Source organism: Chryseobacterium ureilyticum (genome assembly GCF_900156735.1).
Classification (GTDB): Bacteria; Bacteroidota; Bacteroidia; order Flavobacteriales; family Weeksellaceae; genus Chryseobacterium; species Chryseobacterium ureilyticum.
This window is the reverse complement of the sequence record NZ_FTOL01000005.1, coordinates 147,914-165,333: the sequence shown is the minus strand read 5'-3', so window position 1 is coordinate 165,333 and position 17,420 is coordinate 147,914. Positions and strand designations below refer to the sequence as shown.

General features: G+C 33.4%; 18 protein-coding genes. 12 read left to right on the top strand and 6 right to left on the bottom strand.

The features are described from left to right. Positions 1–194 precede the first annotated feature (194 nt). The 3 genes from BW983_RS15485 to BW983_RS15475 all read left to right on the top strand — a co-directional run bounded on the left by BW983_RS15485 (position 195) and on the right by BW983_RS15475 (position 3,616). Positions 195–2,477: a cation:proton antiporter gene (locus BW983_RS15485; RefSeq protein WP_076552799.1), complete on the top strand. Its 2,283-nt coding sequence runs from the start codon at positions 195–197 to the stop codon at positions 2,475–2,477. 93 nt (positions 2,478–2,570) lie between these two features. Further along, a complete protein-coding gene (locus tag BW983_RS15480) occupies positions 2,571–3,056 on the top strand; it encodes a hypothetical protein (protein ID WP_084184519.1) in 486 nt (161 codons plus the stop codon). 23 nt (positions 3,057–3,079) lie between these two features. Continuing rightward, complete coding sequence (locus BW983_RS15475) at positions 3,080–3,616, top strand: hypothetical protein (protein ID WP_076552797.1); 537 nt, start codon at positions 3,080–3,082, stop codon at positions 3,614–3,616. Between the two features lie 391 nt (positions 3,617–4,007). Here the strand turns inward: BW983_RS15475 and BW983_RS15470 are convergent, their stop codons facing one another. Next, entirely contained in the window at positions 4,008–4,637 is a 630-nt protein-coding gene (locus tag BW983_RS15470; protein ID WP_076552796.1) for a hypothetical protein, read from the bottom strand. Positions 4,638–4,947: 310 nt separating this feature from the next. Here BW983_RS15470 and BW983_RS15465 point away from each other — a divergent pair, with 310 nt between their 5' ends. The 6 genes from BW983_RS15465 to BW983_RS15440 all read left to right on the top strand — a co-directional run bounded on the left by BW983_RS15465 (position 4,948) and on the right by BW983_RS15440 (position 10,034). Beyond that, positions 4,948–5,220, top strand: coding sequence for an SH3 domain-containing protein (locus BW983_RS15465; protein ID WP_076552795.1), 273 nt, complete (start codon positions 4,948–4,950; stop codon positions 5,218–5,220). Between the two features lie 21 nt (positions 5,221–5,241). Then, positions 5,242–6,408 (top strand): hypothetical protein, encoded by a 1,167-nt coding sequence (locus BW983_RS15460; protein WP_076552794.1) that lies wholly within the window; start codon positions 5,242–5,244, stop codon positions 6,406–6,408. A gap of 108 nt (positions 6,409–6,516) precedes the next feature. Then, on the top strand, positions 6,517–7,098 hold the full coding sequence (locus BW983_RS15455; RefSeq protein ID WP_076552793.1) for a hypothetical protein: 582 nt from the start codon (positions 6,517–6,519) through the stop codon (positions 7,096–7,098). Positions 7,099–7,107: 9 nt separating this feature from the next. Next, complete coding sequence (locus tag BW983_RS15450) at positions 7,108–7,659, top strand: hypothetical protein (RefSeq protein ID WP_139329296.1); 552 nt, start codon at positions 7,108–7,110, stop codon at positions 7,657–7,659. A gap of 222 nt (positions 7,660–7,881) precedes the next feature. Then, positions 7,882–8,904: a hypothetical protein gene (locus BW983_RS15445; protein WP_076552791.1), complete on the top strand. Its 1,023-nt coding sequence runs from the start codon at positions 7,882–7,884 to the stop codon at positions 8,902–8,904. A gap of 287 nt (positions 8,905–9,191) precedes the next feature. After that, complete coding sequence (locus BW983_RS15440) at positions 9,192–10,034, top strand: prephenate dehydrogenase (RefSeq protein WP_076552790.1); 843 nt, start codon at positions 9,192–9,194, stop codon at positions 10,032–10,034. Between the two features lie 98 nt (positions 10,035–10,132). Here BW983_RS15440 and BW983_RS15435 read toward each other — a convergent pair whose 3' ends face one another. Next, positions 10,133–10,798: a hypothetical protein gene (locus BW983_RS15435; RefSeq protein WP_076552789.1), complete on the bottom strand. Its 666-nt coding sequence runs from the start codon at positions 10,796–10,798 to the stop codon at positions 10,133–10,135. A 172-nt stretch (positions 10,799–10,970) separates the two neighbouring features. Here BW983_RS15435 and BW983_RS15430 point away from each other — a divergent pair, with 172 nt between their 5' ends. The 3 genes from BW983_RS15430 to BW983_RS15420 are packed head-to-tail and all read left to right on the top strand — an operon-like array spanning position 10,971 to position 13,484. Continuing rightward, positions 10,971–11,243, top strand: a complete 273-nt coding sequence (locus BW983_RS15430; protein ID WP_065393674.1) for a DUF2089 family protein — start codon at positions 10,971–10,973, stop codon at positions 11,241–11,243. Positions 11,244–11,253: 10 nt separating this feature from the next. Further along, entirely contained in the window at positions 11,254–11,835 is a 582-nt protein-coding gene (locus BW983_RS15425; protein ID WP_076552788.1) for a YIP1 family protein, read from the top strand. Positions 11,836–11,840: 5 nt separating this feature from the next. Then, complete coding sequence (locus BW983_RS15420; protein WP_084184517.1) at positions 11,841–13,484, top strand: serine hydrolase domain-containing protein; 1,644 nt, start codon at positions 11,841–11,843, stop codon at positions 13,482–13,484. Between the two features lie 155 nt (positions 13,485–13,639). Here BW983_RS15420 and BW983_RS15415 read toward each other — a convergent pair whose 3' ends face one another. The 4 genes from BW983_RS15415 to BW983_RS15400 all read right to left on the bottom strand — a co-directional run bounded on the left by BW983_RS15415 (position 13,640) and on the right by BW983_RS15400 (position 17,385). Next, positions 13,640–15,058, bottom strand: coding sequence for an L-serine ammonia-lyase (locus tag BW983_RS15415; protein ID WP_076552900.1), 1,419 nt, complete (start codon positions 15,056–15,058; stop codon positions 13,640–13,642). Between the two features lie 118 nt (positions 15,059–15,176). Next, a complete protein-coding gene (locus BW983_RS15410; protein ID WP_076552787.1) occupies positions 15,177–15,866 on the bottom strand; it encodes an alpha/beta hydrolase in 690 nt (229 codons plus the stop codon). Positions 15,867–16,110: 244 nt separating this feature from the next. Then, complete coding sequence (locus BW983_RS15405; RefSeq protein ID WP_076552786.1) at positions 16,111–16,740, bottom strand: YceI family protein; 630 nt, start codon at positions 16,738–16,740, stop codon at positions 16,111–16,113. Between the two features lie 78 nt (positions 16,741–16,818). Next, positions 16,819–17,385, bottom strand: a complete 567-nt coding sequence (locus BW983_RS15400; RefSeq protein ID WP_076552785.1) for a YceI family protein — start codon at positions 17,383–17,385, stop codon at positions 16,819–16,821. Positions 17,386–17,420: the final 35 nt, after the last annotated feature.

Sequence of the window (17,420 nt, the reverse complement as noted above, 5' to 3'; positions counted from 1 at the left end):
ATATGTTATTTTTTCATCTCGGGGATCAAGCAGATAATAAATCTATAAAAACCTGCATTATCTGCACAATCTGCTAGAGTTTTTTCTCTATTGAGATTTTTATTACATTTTTTACTGCATTCATTACATTTTAAAAACCAAGGTCTTTTAAGATAAATATATTCTTATCAACTTTGCATCAAAATATAGGAATCATGAACTTGGGTAAATACAGAAATTTAATTTTCTACATCACTACAATAGCTGTCTTTTCCTGCCTGATGTACTTCTTCATTATTGAGGGACAAACTCTGGAAGTAAAAGAGAATATTGTTACTAAAACCAGTACGGGCTCAACCTGGGATAATTTCCTGGAGTCCTTCAAAACAAACCTTCATCATCCCTTAGCATTATTACTGGCTCAGATTGTTACGATCATCCTTACCGCAAGGCTTTTCGGGTGGATCTGTATGAAAATAAAGCAGCCAAGTGTAATCGGTGAAATGATTGCGGGTATTGTGTTAGGTCCGTCTCTTGTAGGAATGTACTTTCCTGAGTTTTCAGCTTTTCTATTCCCTAAAGAATCGTTAGGTAACTTACAGTTTTTGAGTCAGATAGGCTTAATTCTATTCATGTATATTGTAGGTATGGAACTTGATCTGAGTGTTTTAAGAAAAAAAGCACATGACGCGGTGGTAATCAGCCATGCCAGTATCATTATTCCTTTTGCACTGGGAATTGGGCTTTCTTACTTCATTTATCAGGAGTTCTCACCGGATGGTATTCAGTTTACCTCTTTTGCGTTGTTTATTGCAATATCTATGAGTATCACTGCTTTTCCGGTATTAGCAAGGATTGTACAGGAAAGGAATCTTCAGAAAACCAAACTCGGAACTATTGTTATCACCTGTGCGGCAGCCGATGATATTACAGCCTGGTGTATCCTTGCAGCAGTGATTGCTATTGTGAAAGCCGGTTCTTTTGCAAGTTCAATCTACGTTATCATCATGGCAATTGCTTACGTATTTCTAATGATCAAAATCGTAAGACCATTCCTGAAAAGGATTGGAGATCTTCAGGCAGGAAAAAATACGATCAGTAAACCTATGGTTGCTATTTTCTTCCTTACTCTGATTTTATCATCTTATGTAACGGAGGTTATTGGAATTCATGCTTTATTCGGAGCCTTTATGGCAGGAGCAATTATGCCTGAAAACACCAAATTCCGAACTCTATTTATTGATAAAGTAGAAGATGTGGCATTGGTACTTCTTCTTCCCTTGTTCTTTGTATTCACGGGACTTCGTACCCAAATTGGTCTTTTAAATGACAGCCACCTTTGGATGACAGCCGGCTTTATTATTCTTACCGCTGTTGTGGGAAAATTTGCTGGAAGTGCCTTAACGGCAAAATTTGTCGGAATCAACTGGAAGGAAAGCTTAACGATTGGAGCTTTGATGAACACCAGAGGACTTATGGAGCTTATCGTCCTGAATATTGGTTATGATCTTGGAGTATTAGGTCCTGAAATCTTTGCCATGCTTGTGATAATGGCTTTATTTACCACTTTCATGACAGGTCCGGCATTGGACTTCATTAATTTCATTTTTAAATCCAAAAAGGATGAAGACGAGCTTATTCATGATAAAAATGACTCAAAATATAGAGTCTTACTTTCATTTGATAAGCCGGAATCCGGAAGTACACTATTAAAATTAGCCCATGATTTCACCAATAAAATGAATGGCAATAAAAGCATTACTGCGATGAATATTGCTCCTGTGGATGAAATGCATGCTTATGATATTGATGAATATGAGGATTCCCAGTTTCAGAATGTCATTGAAACGTCCCATGAACTGAATCTGGAGGTCACAACCCTTTTCAAAGCTTCTACCGATATAGAAAACGACCTTACCAGCATTACGAATAAGGGAAATTATGACCTTTTACTCATCATGCTTGGAAAATCTATGTATGAAGGAAGTTTACTGGGCAGATTATTAGGTTTCACTACTAAAATTATCAATCCTGAAAAGCTTTTGAATACAGTAAAGGGCAAAGGAAATATCTTCAACAATTCTCCTTTTGACGACTTTACATTGCAAATTTTAGATAAAGCTCATATTCCTGTAGGAGTATTGGTAGAAAAAGATTTCACAGTAGCAGATAAGGTATTTGTACCGATTTTCAACCTGAGCGATTTTTATCTCCTTGAATATGCGAAAAGACTGATCAACAATAATAATTCTCAAATTATCATTCTGGATGCTGCAGGACAGATTCGCAACAATATTGAGGTAAAAGAATTGATCAGAAGCATTGAGCAGGTTGCCCCGAATCATATTACTTTATATAATGAGAAAAAAATTGAAAAAGAATTCCTGAACTCACAAGACCTAATGTTAATCAGCAGCAAAAGCTGGAAAAACCTGATTGATACGAAGAGTCTTTGGCTTTCTGATATTCCTTCAACTTTAATTATATCAAATCCGTAACACAGATATTTTCTATTTCTATTTGAAGCTGTAAATATTATTCGTTGTCTGTAAAGAAAAAACGTATATATTTATAGCTTCATTTTTTTGGATATGCTGATTAATCATGAAAATGGTACCATAGAACTGGAAGCCTTCAACACCAATCTTTATAAGGGAATGCTGCTCAGCCAGCTTCAGGAAACTGATTTTTATAAGGAAAAGTATTATAATATGTGGGATGTAAAGACCGGATATTTCTGGTACTACTTCCATCATATAGATATTCTAGGTTATCAGGTTCATTTTCAATTGTGCTTTTGGGATGACCAGCTTCACAGTATCCATATGAATACACGGGAAAGCACCGATGCCAAGAACTGGAATGAATGGAGTGAGGAAAAGGAAATGCAGGTATTTTACAGAAATAATATGTTCCTGACTTCAGCTCTAGGAATACCACCAACCCGAAAAACGAAAACGCCTTACCCAAGGTGTACTTTCAGTTTCCCATGGGGAGAGATATGGTCTGTTTATGACCCTAGAAGTGCCAGCAGCCTGATGGGAATCAACTATTATGAAGAGGAAAACAAAAAATAACCACAAAAACAAAAGATTATACTATGTGCCGATATGCCATGATGGTTTACAAAGGTCATTATGCCTGTTTTAACTGCCAGAAAACTTTTAAACGTAAAGTTTTAAGAGATGTTGACAAACATGCTCAATTTTCAGTGGAAGCCAAATGTCCTGAATGCGGAGAGTTGATGGCAAACATGGGGCTGGATTTTGAATCTCCGGCAAAAAACGATCATAAGCAGTGGGCACACATTAAAAATCTTTATAAAGTAGGGATTACTTTTCACTCTTGCGGATGCTCAGGTCCGGGATATATTCCTCAAGACCGGGAAGCCATTATTAAATATTTTGAAAAAATCCGCTCGCAATATATGCATTCATTGGTATTCTGGAGATACCGTGTAGAGCCTGAGACAAAAAGGGAACGCGAGATTGAGTATCAAAAAAATGGTCCCAAATTATGGGCTATCAGCCAAAATGCTTTTAAGCAAACGGTAACTAATCAGGAAGGAATTAATTATTGGATTGATAAAATCAAAGAGGTTGAAGAGCGTTTAAATATCATCCGAAATAGTAAATAAAAACTAGTGAAAATTAACTTCTGAGTCTTATTTAGACTACAAAATCAATAATAATTGTAGTACTTTATTCTAGTGTAGGTTCTTTATATTACATAAATTCTGCAGATTCTTAAACACTAAGATTCAAAAGAAAGACATCATGGAAATGAATATTTTTTGAGCGTAAGAACATTCCATTCAGCTAAGACTTTTTAGCTAACAAAAAAAATGATCCTTGCTGAGTGAAACGCCTTGGCGATCTTAAAGAATACTCTACACAATTATAAAACCCTAGCGATCATTGCTCTAATAATGAAACTCAGTGAATATAGCCTGCTTAGATTTTTTACTTTAGATATAATATCCCTCGCTAGTTGTACAGACTCAGCAGATTATTGACTTTGTTAATATTTTACTTCTCTTTTTCCAGCTTCAAAAGCCTTCTAAAATCATCCTTCATGCTCTTATCCTCCTCTTCCATATATTGCCCACTGAAAGGTGCTCCACAATCCTGACTATTGACAATATGGATAAGACTTCCTTTTTCAAAATAGTTTCTGGTTTCAGTGATCACTGATTTTTCAAAATCAAAAGCTTCAGTATCATTATTTTCTTTCATGGTCTTTTTATCATAGAAAAGCGGGCGGTTATACTTATAATCTTTTTCAAAGACAAAAGATAGATTTCCGTTTAACAGATAGTATTCAATCAAGACCTGCCCTGTTTCACCGTAATGTCTTGCCATTATCTTTTCCAGTCGCTTATTTTTATAGTAATAAGTTGCTTCACCTCCTTCGGTAGACTCTCCTTCAATAGATTTCTTTTTGATGGAGGTCCATTTTGTAATTGAATTGATTCTCTTAAAATTAGCCTGAATTGGTTTTAAACGATCTTTCAGGTATTCATTAGGCTCAATATCTTCTTCATTACGGCTTTCCTTGATTCTTACCGTATCATTTTGAGGAATAAATGTGTTTCCTGCATAGACAGAATTTATGGTTATAAACAGGATAAAAATCCCCTGCAGATATTTATTTTTCATAGGATTGTGTTGAGGTATTGAAAGGCTTACTGAATTCTTTGTACAAAACTAGTAAACTTCTTTGGGTTTGAATCAAAATTTTCAGGAATGTCTTATCATAGTTTTACTACAATTTTTAAAAATTAATTCTCTATCGCTCTAAGTCATGAAGAAGAGTTGAGCTACCAACACAATATAACGATAACACAAGGATAAATATGAAAAATGATGTCATACAAAAAGGTAATACATTCAGTTCGATTGCTCGAAAATTTAAAATGAGAATATTTTAAAAACGTATCAAAATCTTAACTTTTCAGATGAAGATATTATGCAGGAAAACCTTCTCGGAACAGCGATTCTTATTCCTAAAGAAAATGTAAAAGACAAAAAATGTAGAGTAGAGAAAATTCAAAATATAACCACCTATTACATCCAAGATGCTGATGGCTATACTAATTTAAGAAAAGATAAAAATACTTCCTCACAAATCCTACAAAAAATAAACACAGGTGAACAAATTGAGATTTTAAATCAGAACGGAGATTGGTGGCTGGTAGTTTCTAAAGAAGAAAAAAAAGATATGTGTGTAAAAGCAGGATAAAATCTAAGTAAATTTATCATCATGAAAAACATAATTACCATATTATCCATACTTACCTTATCTGCCTGTAATAAAACAATAAAAAAGGAAAAAGTTCAGCCTGAAAAGGTAAATAGCACCTTCAATACTGTTTTAGAAAAACAAATAATGGCTGGTGCAGCTTCGGAATATGGGAGTTTTGATCATTATGATAAGAAGGACCTCGATGCCTTAGTAGAAATTGAAGCCACTTACTTACAACAAAATGGCTTCAAAAACATAAGCAACGAAGACTTTATAAAGAAAATAGAAGAAATATTTAATAGAAAAATTGATCCGGCATCTACCACAGCATATTTGAAAATAAGTCCGAATGACAAATGTGATAAAGACCTAAATTTCAAGCCATTTACAGCAGACAACCAATATATTTATATCTCAAAAAAATATAATCTGATTACTTACTTTTATCCTTTACCTACCATCATCGATTATAAAACCTTATATCCAAAACTGACTGTTTTAGAAAATATACCCATTGAAATTGAGGTTGAAGGAGAAAAAATCAATGCAGCCAGATGGAAAGATATTCCTGATCTTCAACAGATACGTAATGATAATTTACAAATCCTCACTGCCCGAAATAAATACCTTTTCAATGACAGCAAAGCTGATCTTGCATGGCTAAAGTCAAATGACAAACAATTCCTTGAAACACTCGTAAAGAACTTCGGTTATGTAAAAGATAAAGACCTAGTAAACTTTATTCTGCAAAATAATTACAACAATACTGACGAATTTGAAAAGGTTTTATTCAATGTAAGGTGTAATGGTGATATTATATTCAATAAAGAAGTGATAGATGTGATAGATGTGATAGCACACCTTTCATCCGGCGATAAAACGAAATACTTAAATTCCATTTCCGACCTGATTATTAAAGAAACTAAAGACAATAACTCTTTGATCTTCTCTGATAAAAGTTTTGAGAAAAAAGCTGAAATGCTGGGTAAATTGGCATATTATTCAACTAAAATCACTGAAAGCAGCAATATATATTATATTTTTTTCAGTACTCTCAACGGCAATCTGGAAGGTAAAAACTATGAAACAGAATTCAAAAAAAATAATTATTACAATATTCAGGATTTTAAAAAGATCTGGGAAGAAACAAAAACAGGTGGCATCAGCTATCCCGGTATGGAATAATATCTCGCTGAAGATAAAAAATGGTACTTTTGAAAATAGTTTAACCCTTGAAAACTTACGTCCATTACTTATCAATACATCATAAAATAAATTCTAATACCATAACTGATGATCAAAATATTTACTGTAGTTATAATTCTCTCTACTCTCCTATCCTGCCTGAAAAAAGATGAAAAACAGGGTATAAAAAAAGAAGTTACGGATACAGTTCTCTCCACCGCCATTAAAACAAAAAATGATTCAAAAGATATAAAGGCAAGCGTTTCTCTTCCTTTTGATTTTGAAAACTATCAAAAAACCTGCTTTACAGGTAACCCTTCCGAATGCCAGCAAAAATATCCTACTTTAGCTATATCTGAATACGATAAAATCATGAAAATTATCGGAACTAAGGATGGTCAGCCAGAAAGTATATTTTCTATACAATCCACCATTGAAACGTCTTTTGATATTTATGTTTTGTATTATGAAGGAGATTCCAGTTTACAGGATATCATCACGGTCCATAATGATAAAATTATCAGCCACCAATCGATAGGATATGCTATGCCGGAAAATGAAACCTATGACACTTTTATTATCAATCCTGATATGACAATCGATATATACGAAGTAAGTTATGCAGACAATTCCAGAAAGAAAAAGGAAAAATACAGAATATCAGCAGAGGGTAATATCTCCAAAATATAATTCAATCAGATGGCAAAATATATTTTAATTCTGATAGCATTCATGTATTTGTTCCATTCCTGTAAAGGTCAAAAGGAAGAAAACACCAATACTTTAACAGAGAAACACAACAATAAAAAAGGTTTTAAGGCACAAAAGATTAATAACCAAAAAGATGAAACATTTTTCAAATTTCAGGATCTTACCATAGAATTAAAATTCAATAACGGAAGCTCTAATGTAATGATCAATAATAATGAATATCTCACGTCATTAGTTTTGGAAAGTACCAATATCAATGTATGGTATTACAAACAGGATCAGGAAGATAAAATCATTATGATCGAAGGAAATGATTACTATAGTTCTATTTTTCATGTCTATCACTTTTATCATCAGAAGCTCTTTTATTTGGGGTATTTTTATGTAGACCAGCCCAATATTGAGAATGAAAGACCTTATAAAAAAGATTTTAACATCACCTCAAAGAAAAATAAAATCATCATTGAAACAATACTGAACGGCGCGGTAAAAGTAAGAAACGCTTTCACAGACAAAATCAATGAAGCTCAAAAACTCTAAATAATTGAAAGAATATTTTGTTTTTCAGATCATAGATTTCAAATAAAATTGTTCTAAAAAAACGATGTAAAGGTGTTTCATTCAATAAAAAAACTTTTCTTTGTGCAGCAAAATCGCTCTTTTGAATCCTATTTTTTTATCAAAATGAGCATAAAAGATTACCTGAATAACTAATATCATGAAAAAGACACTTCCATTTTGCTTTATATTGTTGGTGACAGCATGCAAACCAAACAATCAGAGAAAAGCAATATTGAAAAAAACATTTCTCCTAAGACTTCTACAAAAATAGATTTTATTAATTATCCTGTTGATGATCTTGAAGGAATCACAGGCACTGGTGATGAAGGTGTATACCGTAATTTTGACTTCAATTACAAAGATGGAGAAACCATGTTCATTCTCATTCCCAAAATTGGGGCGAAAAATTGGTATAGCCAGCAAGTCACTCAATATCAAGGACAAGATGTAGATTCCATGATTGATGCTAACTTGAGTAAACAATCATTCAAAAGCCTCAGCAAAGAATTTAATATCTGTATTTTCCATACCCCAAAAAAGTATCTTAAACACACTCCCAATCTGGATGCCCCCTATACACCACAAGTACCAAGAAAGGTATTTTTATATCAATATGACAGCAACAAAAACATCTGGAATACCATTGATACCTTTGCTGTAAACAACGAAAATGATGAGGCAGAAGAAAATAAATGGAGAGAAAAAATGATGTCTAAGCTAAATTCATCAGATGTCAATCAAAGTATAGTAGATTATGTCCGATCTAAAAACGAAACACATAAGCTGATTCTCAATAAAGAATGTGATCTTAACAACGATAATCTCTCAGACAGAGTGCTTGTCTTTTCACCTAGAAAAATTGATGCTCAAAATAGATTTTCTACAGTATATGTATTGATTCATAAACCGGATAAAGGTTTAACAGAATACAGTAACAGCAGGATAATCAATGCGTACAATCCGAATTCATATGCAGAAGGTTTCATCAATATTAGCATTAAAAGCAATTTCTTTACAATAGAGGAAAATATTTCAACACAGCCTCAACAAAATAAATACACAACATTCGTTTTTAATAAGAAAAATAAATCTCTGGATTTACATAAATTAGGCTTTACAACCCTATATCCTGATACATCTCAAGATAAGGAAATTACCTATACATCTCAAGATTTTGGATTGGTTTCTTTTGAGAAGTATGATCCGAAGACTATTAAATACTAGAATATATCTTTTCAAAAAAGTATCATAAAGCTTGAGCAGAAAATGAAAAAAATATTCCTCACAGCACTGGTTAAAATATTTTGTGACCAATGAAATTTTATTCATTCAAAGAAAGCAGCATAAAATTTCTCAATTTAAAAAAATATTTTATAAATTTGCTTCGTGAATTTTAACAACGGAACATATTATTATAGAATTTTTAACTCAGATCTGGGATAGGGATTCTTATGAACATAACTTAAAACCTCGTCCTAGGACGAGGTTTTTTTATTTAAAAAAATTAAAAGATGAAAATAAGTATTATAGGAGTAGGATTGATAGGAGGTTCAATGGCACTGAAATTAAGACAGAAAAACATCGCCAGCTTTATCTATGGAATTGACCATAATAAACAGCATATCAGTGATGCATTAGACCTGAAAATTATTGATGTAGAAGCAAATTTGGAACAAGGGATCAAAGATTCAGATCTTATTATTCTTGCCATTCCGGTAGATGCTACCAGAAAATTACTTCCGAGTGTTTTGGATCTTATATCCGATCATCAGACCGTTATGGATGCAGGATCTACAAAAGCAGGAATTGTAGGAGCCGTTAAAGATCATCCGAAACGTTCAAGATTTGTAGCTTTTCACCCGATGTGGGGTACAGAAAACAATGGACCAAAATCTGCTATTGCAGACAGTTTTGCAGGGAAAGCCGGAGTAATTTGCAATAAGGAAGAATCTGCAGATGACGCATTGGAGACAGTCGAAAAAGTTGTCAATGCCCTTGATATGCACATGATTTACATGAATGCAGAGGATCATGACATCCACACGGCTTATATTTCGCATATTTCCCACATCACGTCTTACGCCCTTGCCAATACCGTTTTGGAAAAAGAGCGTGAAGAAGAAACTATTTTCCAGCTTGCAAGTTCTGGTTTTTCCAGTACAGTTCGTCTTGCAAAATCACATCCGGAAATGTGGGTTCCTATCTTTAAACAGAACAAAGAAAATGTATTAGACGTTCTGAATGAACATATCAGCCAGCTCAGAAAATTCAAGTCTGCTTTAGAAAAGGAAAACTACGAATACCTTGAAGAACTGATTACCAACGCCAACAGAATCAGAGGTATTCTAAGATAAAATAACAGATATATAGTTTTTAAAAATATTTAAAGCCACAAAAGTTTCCATTGTAAACTCTTGTGGCTTTTATAATGATCAGAATAATAAAATCAATTTTAAAACTTCATCATCAGCCCTACTCCATTTCTATCATTAAGAACATAATAGTCTGGCTTAAATCTCTTTATATCAGCTGTACTGTAGTTATTCATTGCTTCTTTCATCTGTGAATGTCCTACCAATTTAAATACAACACCGGTACCTGCCCCAATCAATCCTATAATAAGTGGAATCGGAGATCCTTTTGAATCACCATTTTTCACACTGTTATCATTAGCTTTGGAAACATTTGAAAGTCCTCCAATTACAAAGCATGCTGCACCTCCCACTACTAAACCAGTTCCAATATTATTAAGAGTACGCCCTTTCATATATTGTGGATCTTTCTTCTGAATTAGATAATTTTTGATGTCTTTTTTAACAGTCAGTTTAGTGTCTTGATTTTTTACCGTTTCAGTAAGACTTTCTGAAGACATAGTTCCAACTGCTATCTTTCCTTCCTCCTGAATTCCTTTCACAGAATTATCGTACAGAAATTCCTCTTCCCCATTTTGCGTATTGATATAAGTTACTTTTCCTTTAGTATAAGACAACTTCTTATAATGGATTGTTTGATTAGTTTGGGTAATAATAATTCCTTTTTCAGAAGATTCAGGAATACTGATTTGTGAATATGCGGCAAATGAAGCCAAGGCAAAAAGCAGCATAAAAGCTTTTCTCATGTTTATTAGTTTTTGGCAAAAGTATTTGTTTTTAGATAAAGAACAAATAGCTGTTCATTTTTTTCTACTTTCAGGTTTAAAAATCATATTCATCAAAAATAAAATTTTAATAAAATTAAAATAAATTTTAACTTTATTAAAAAAAATATTACTTTCGTAAAAAATAAATTCAATGAAGTTACCAATAATCTGCCCAAGTTGTGACCATACTCTTAATGTTAGTCAAATGAAATGCCCCAGCTGCAAAACTGAGGTAAGCGGAGATTATGAGCTTCCCGTACTCCTTAAACTTAATCGTGATGAGCAGGATTTTGTCCTTAATTTTTTTCTTTCCAGCGGAAGCATCAAAGAAATGGCGAAACAGGCGGGTTTATCTTATCCTACCATGAGAAATAAGATGGATGACTTGATTACAAAAGTAGAACAACTGAAAAATAACCTGTAAAACAAAATATATGAACTGGAAAACAATTTTTAATCCATTTGAAAGGTTTAACGAAAAACTACTTCTATTCACTGGACTTATAACCATTATTCTTTCCATAATCATGGGTTATTGGACGAATACTACTTTTACAAGTATTTACAGGATCAGTAATATTGAAAATGCAACTCTCAGAAATATAGCACTTCCTACTCTATTGAGCTTTGCAGTAGCTATTGGAATTCTTTGTGTATTGGGAAAAATTCTCAACAGAAAAACCAGAATCATCGATATTATCAACACCGTTTTAATATCCCAACTCTTTTTGATTATTATCCAGGGTATCGGAAAAATACCATTTTTAAAGCAGGCAGGAAAAAATGTCATACAATATCAGTCTAATCCCACAGGTACTTTCCCTTTTTTAGATTTCCTGATCATGATCACTCTGACTCTTGTTACGATTACTACGCTCATCTACAGTATGACTCTCTATTACAATGGATTCAAAACAGCAACAAATATCAAAAAATGGCAACATATTGTACTCTTCTGCATCGTATCGCTGATTAGTGCTTTAGTTTGTCAGCTTACAATTAATCAAATTATTTAAATACCATGAAAATCAAATTATTATTGGTGCTAGTCTTCCTGGCACAGTTTTGTTACGCCCAAATTGAAGGAACCTGGAACGGGAAATTGGATACTCAATCTGCAAAACTTCCTCTCGTGATTACAATAACAAAAAAAGCGAAAGGTTATACTTCAACATTAGCTAGCCCACAGCAAAGTTCTCAGGAATTTCCTGTAGATAAAACAGATTTCAACAACAATGAACTTACTTTTGAAATAGGAAGTATCAATGCAGGTTATAAAGGAGTTTACAAAACTGATCATTTTGAAGGTGATTTTATTCAAAATGGACAGAAATTAAAATTAAATCTTTACAGAGAAATCAAGTCTGAAGAGGATAACATTCCTTATCTCAACGGAAAAGCTATTAACACTCAAAAGATCGATGATTTTTTAAATTATATGGTTCAAAACAACCAGGAAATCGGAAGTATATCTATTTTCAGAAATGGAACAGAGGTTTACAAAAGAGATTTTGGACAAAAACTTTTACCCGCGAATGTTACCTATGATCAAAACACAGGATACCAGATAGGTTCCATCAGTAAAATGATCACAGCAGTTATGCTTCTTCAACTAGTTGAAAAAGGAAAACTCAATCTGTCTGATCCACTTTCAAAATTTTATCCCGAAATTCCTAATGCTAAAAAAATCACCATAAAAAATATGTTGAATCATACCAGTGGTTTGACTGATTATGTAGGAAAACCTGGTGACAATAACTGGTTATTCGACAAACCTGTGGGAGATAGAGCCATTATCGATACCATTAAAAAAAATGGAGTAAGCTTTCAACCGGGACAAAAGACAAGATATTCCAATTCTGCTTACTTTTTATTAAGTAGAATTCTGGAAAAAATATATAATCAACCTTATAATGTAATTTTAAAAGAAAATATTCTTGACAAAATCGCTATGTCTGATACTTTCTCTGTTCTTGATAATCCTAAGAATATCTTTAAATCATATGAATTTAAAAAAGACAGCTGGGCACAAGTTAAAGACTTTGATTTTCATAATTGTATCGGACTGGGAGATATTACTTCCACTCCTAAAGATTTGAATATTTTTATCAATGCTTTATTCAATGGAAAATTTGTAAAAAAAGAAACCCTTGACATGATGATTTCCAATAAAGAGGAAAAGTTCTTCGGGACAGGAATCATGAAAATGCCGTTTTACAACATTATCTATTACGGACATGGTGGTGATACTGCGGGAAGTCATTCTACGCTTGGTTATGATCCTAATGACCAGCTATCCTATGCCATTACCATTAATGGACAGAACTTTGCTCATAACAGATTTTACATTGCTCTTCTGAATCTAATCTACAACAGAGATTATACGTATCCTGTATTTAACAATGCTACAATACCTGTGGCTCAACTGGAAAAATATGTAGGAGATTATTCGTCTAAAGATATTGATCTGGGAGTAAAGGTATTTATCAAAGAGGAAGGGTTATATGCTCAGGCTTCCAATCAAGCTGAATTTCCTCTGACAGCTACAGAAAAAGATCAGTTTACATTTGATAAAGCCGGCATAAAGCTTGATTTTATTCTTGAAAACAATCAGCTTAAGCTTACTCAAGGCGGGAAGACTTTTTTGTTTAATAAAAATAAGTAGAGCTTAAACAACTGAATAGCCCCGGTTTTTGTCATTGCGTAGGAATATAACCTGAGATTTGATATGTAGCAGTTAGGTTCCTACAGAATAATAAACGATAAAAACAAAAAACCTTAGACACAAGATCTAAGGTTTTTTATATTTTAAAATAATTCTTAACATTCAGGAACGTTCACCGCAATTGCTAATCCTCCTTCTGAAGTTTCCTTAAAACGATCACTCATAGATTGTGCCGTTTCCCACATGGTCTGAATTACCTCATCCAATGTTACTTTTGCTTTGGCAGGATCACTTTCTAATGCAATATTCGCTGCTGTAATCGCTTTCATTGCTCCCATTGTATTTCTTTCAATACAAGGAATTTGTACAAGTCCTTTGATTGGGTCACACGTTAGCCCAAGATGATGTTCCATAGCAATTTCTGCCGCCATCAATACCTGTCCTACGTTTCCTCCTAAGATTTCTGTAAGCCCAGCCGCAGCCATTGCAGATGACACTCCGATTTCAGCCTGGCAACCTCCCATTGCTGCAGAAATTGTAGCATTTTTTTTGAATAAAGTTCCTATTTCACCTGCAACCAATAGAAAACGAATAATATCATCCTCACTGATTGACTCTGTAAAGGCTTGGGAATACATCAAAACGGCAGGAATTACACCACTGGCACCATTTGTAGGAGCTGTAATAATTCTTCCGAAGCTTGCATTTTCTTCATTTACAGCCAACGCGAAACAAGCAATCCATTTATTGATATTGGTAAAGTTTTCTTCTGCATCTACTACCTGCTGGAACCATTCGTCTTTATTTTTATAGATCTTATCACCCAACAGCTTTCTGTTGATACCGGCTGCTCTTCTGGAAACATTTAATCCTCCCGGAAGAATTCCTTCTTTATTTACACCTTTATAAATACACTCCTTGATCTGTTCCCAGATATAAAGTGCTTCCTGTTTTGTCTCCTCCTGTGTTCTCCAGCTTTCTTCGTTGATGAAAATAAGATCTGAAATTTTCTTAAGACCAAGCTTCTCACAATATTTAGCAATATCAGAAGCCTTATGACAAGGGTACAAAGTACGTACACACTGTTTTTGTATAGAATTTTTCTCCTGGCTTGCGATAAAACCTCCGCCCACAGAATAAAAATCCTGAACAAGCTCCGTTCCATCTTCAAAAACAGCCCTAAAGATCATCCCGTTCGGGTGAAAATCAAGGTTTTTCTTCATGTTTAAGATCAAATGATGTCCGTATATAAACGGAATCACCTTCTCACCTCCAAGATTAATGGTTTGAGTACTTTTTATATAGTCTATTTTCTCATCAATTTTTGAAGTATTGATCGTCTTAAAATCTTCTCCGTTCAATCCAAGCATTCCGGCTATGTCTGTTCCATGCCCAATCCCTGTTTTTGCCAGTGAACCAAAAAATTCAAGAAAAACTTCTTTAACTTCAGCTATTGATCTCTCTCTTTTAATAATCCTGATAAATGCAGATGCTGCATTCCAAGGTCCCATTGTATGCGAACTGGACGGACCTATCCCTACTTTAATAATCTCAAAAACCGATATTGATTCCATAAATGATTCTTCATTTTCCTCAAAGCAAAGATACATGATAAATCCTAATAAAAATCAGTATTCGGCAGAGGTTTAATGATTATTTAAGAATTTTGGCGACTATAGGAACAATAAAAATCTAGACTATACTTGTATCTTTCTTTTCAATGGAAATTTCCTTCTCTGAATCTTTAAATATTTCATTTAATATTTTGGAAACTTCCTTAGATTTAGTCGCTGGAAATAAATGGGTTCCTCCTTTAATTACATAATCCGGTTTTGAATTTTTGATAGGAAAAACAATATCCTTATCTCCCAATATCTGGATGACATTAGGGTTTTCATCAAATTTCCATTCCGAGACCTTTTCTACAGACCATTTCAGATAATAAGGATCTCTTACTCTAAAATACTGAAGCAGCCTGGGGTTTTTAGGATCAAAAAGTTTTCTGATGATTGCATATACATTGGCAGCTTTTGTATTGAAAAGACCTACCGGTAATATGCGTGGGATTTTGGTGACTTCCCCTGTTTTTATGAATTTGGATTTTTCTTTATCAGATTTTATGCTTCCAAGGATTACAACCTTCTCAGCAGGTTTCAATTGGTTAATCTCCTGAACCATTATTCCCCCAAAAGAATATCCTACTAAACAGAATGGTTCTGAAGTATCTACTTTCTCTGCCATTCTCTCTACATAGGCATGAAAAGGCTCATTTTGCTTTGGAATAAGCCAATCTATAAAAATCAATTCGCAGTGCTTGGGAAACTCCAGCCTTTCAAGTACTTTAAAGTCTGCTCCAAGACCGCTTACAACATAAATTTTCATAGTACTAATTTATAAAAAATAAGGAAAAGGAAGTATTTTAGGTTGAAAAGAATTTGATATCCAAAACTTAGAATATAAAATTTAAAAATTACCAGAAAATACATGTTTAGATTCTTTCAGAATGAAAAATTGAATACGTTCATGAAATTATAACCTTTAATTCGACGCAGAGTTTTAAAAATATAATTACAAAAAAAGAGCAGCTCCTAAGAACCGCTCTTTTTTATCAATATAGTATTTAATCTTACTTCTTTTTCTTTACAGGAACTCTGTTGTCATTGTCAATTTTTTCAGTAGAAACTTTGAACTGGATATCCATTTCGTTCTTGATGAAATAATCTTTCAATGAAGATTGATAGAATACTTTAAAGTCTCTTCTGTTCAGAGAGAATTTCGCAGACTCAATGACTGTTGTAAACTGAGTAACATATACGTTTGCCGGGAAAGAGATTGTTTTTCTCACTCCTTTCAGAGTAAGATCTCCATACACGGTAGAATTGTATTCACTGTTTGCTAAAGGAATAATTTTAGTCAAATGAAACTTCGCAACCGGGAATTTTTTAACTTCGAAAAAGTTTGAGCTTTTCAGGTCATCTGTTAATTTAATCTGATCTTCATCAGAAACATCTCCAGCCATCATACTTCTCATATCTATAATGAATTCTCCATCTACCAAAACAGTATGATCAAAGTTGAATTTTCCACTCTTTAACTTTACCGTTCCGGAGTGAGAGGAAGCTTCAGTTTTTACAACCTTATATCCCCACCATCTGATTTCTGATGAAGTCACTTTTGAAACTTTATCAAATTTCTTTTGGGCAGAAACAAATGATATGCTTGCGCACACCATAGCAAACAATAGTAATCTTTTCATTCTTTTTTATTTACAATTCAACAAAAATAAAAAAAAGTGTAGAACTTCTACACTTTTAATAATCTTTTTTTGATTAATTTATTGAGCAGTCACCTTTACAATCATATCGATGTCATCTTTTAAAAATACATCCTGCATAGAAGACTTGTAAGATACATCAAATTTTTGTCTGTCAAAAGAGAACTTATTAGAGACTAAACTTACTACTCCTTTGCTGTAAGCAATCTTAGCAGGGAAAGAAACCGCATTGGTTTTTCCTTTTACAGTAAGATTTCCAGTTACCAGAGAGTTGTAGATTTTATCGTTGTTTTTCTTTACAGAAGTAATTTTAAAAGTAGCTGTCGGGAATTTTTCAACTTCAAAGAAGTCACCATTCTTAAGGTGTCCGTTCAGTTTTTGTTGAGAATCACCTGTAACGTCAGTTGCATTGATAGAAGTCATATCCAATACAAAGCTTCCTCCTACAAGCTGGTTTCCTTTCATTACCATATCACCTGATGTTACCTTCACAGTTCCGTCGTGAGAACTTGCTTCAGATTTTGCTACTTTATATCCCCACCAGTGAACATCAGATGCTACTACTTTTTTGGATTGTCCGAAAGCTAAACCACCAGCTAATACTGCTAATAAAAATATTTTTTTCATTGTTTAGAATTATTTTAATTAAGTTTAAACAAAGA

What these genes read in the sequence shown, in the direction of transcription:
- BW983_RS15485 (WP_076552799.1), top strand. Translation starts at nt 195, where the DNA reads ATGAACTTGGGTAAATACAGAAATTTAATTTTCTACATCACTACAATA.
- BW983_RS15480 (WP_084184519.1), top strand. Translation starts at nt 2,571, where the DNA reads ATGCTGATTAATCATGAAAATGGTACCATAGAACTGGAAGCCTTCAAC.
- BW983_RS15475 (WP_076552797.1), top strand. Translation starts at nt 3,080, where the DNA reads ATGTGCCGATATGCCATGATGGTTTACAAAGGTCATTATGCCTGTTTT.
- BW983_RS15470 (WP_076552796.1), bottom strand. Translation starts at nt 4,637, where the DNA reads ATGAAAAATAAATATCTGCAGGGGATTTTTATCCTGTTTATAACCATA.
- BW983_RS15465 (WP_076552795.1), top strand. Translation starts at nt 4,948, where the DNA reads ATGCAGGAAAACCTTCTCGGAACAGCGATTCTTATTCCTAAAGAAAAT.
- BW983_RS15460 (WP_076552794.1), top strand. Translation starts at nt 5,242, where the DNA reads ATGAAAAACATAATTACCATATTATCCATACTTACCTTATCTGCCTGT.
- BW983_RS15455 (WP_076552793.1), top strand. Translation starts at nt 6,517, where the DNA reads ATGATCAAAATATTTACTGTAGTTATAATTCTCTCTACTCTCCTATCC.
- BW983_RS15450 (WP_139329296.1), top strand. Translation starts at nt 7,108, where the DNA reads ATGGCAAAATATATTTTAATTCTGATAGCATTCATGTATTTGTTCCAT.
- BW983_RS15445 (WP_076552791.1), top strand. Translation starts at nt 7,882, where the DNA reads ATGCAAACCAAACAATCAGAGAAAAGCAATATTGAAAAAAACATTTCT.
- BW983_RS15440 (WP_076552790.1), top strand. Translation starts at nt 9,192, where the DNA reads ATGAAAATAAGTATTATAGGAGTAGGATTGATAGGAGGTTCAATGGCA.
- BW983_RS15435 (WP_076552789.1), bottom strand. Translation starts at nt 10,798, where the DNA reads ATGAGAAAAGCTTTTATGCTGCTTTTTGCCTTGGCTTCATTTGCCGCA.
- BW983_RS15430 (WP_065393674.1), top strand. Translation starts at nt 10,971, where the DNA reads ATGAAGTTACCAATAATCTGCCCAAGTTGTGACCATACTCTTAATGTT.
- BW983_RS15425 (WP_076552788.1), top strand. Translation starts at nt 11,254, where the DNA reads ATGAACTGGAAAACAATTTTTAATCCATTTGAAAGGTTTAACGAAAAA.
- BW983_RS15420 (WP_084184517.1), top strand. Translation starts at nt 11,841, where the DNA reads ATGAAAATCAAATTATTATTGGTGCTAGTCTTCCTGGCACAGTTTTGT.
- BW983_RS15415 (WP_076552900.1), bottom strand. Translation starts at nt 15,058, where the DNA reads ATGGAATCAATATCGGTTTTTGAGATTATTAAAGTAGGGATAGGTCCG.
- BW983_RS15410 (WP_076552787.1), bottom strand. Translation starts at nt 15,866, where the DNA reads ATGAAAATTTATGTTGTAAGCGGTCTTGGAGCAGACTTTAAAGTACTT.
- BW983_RS15405 (WP_076552786.1), bottom strand. Translation starts at nt 16,740, where the DNA reads ATGAAAAGATTACTATTGTTTGCTATGGTGTGCGCAAGCATATCATTT.
- BW983_RS15400 (WP_076552785.1), bottom strand. Translation starts at nt 17,385, where the DNA reads ATGAAAAAAATATTTTTATTAGCAGTATTAGCTGGTGGTTTAGCTTTC.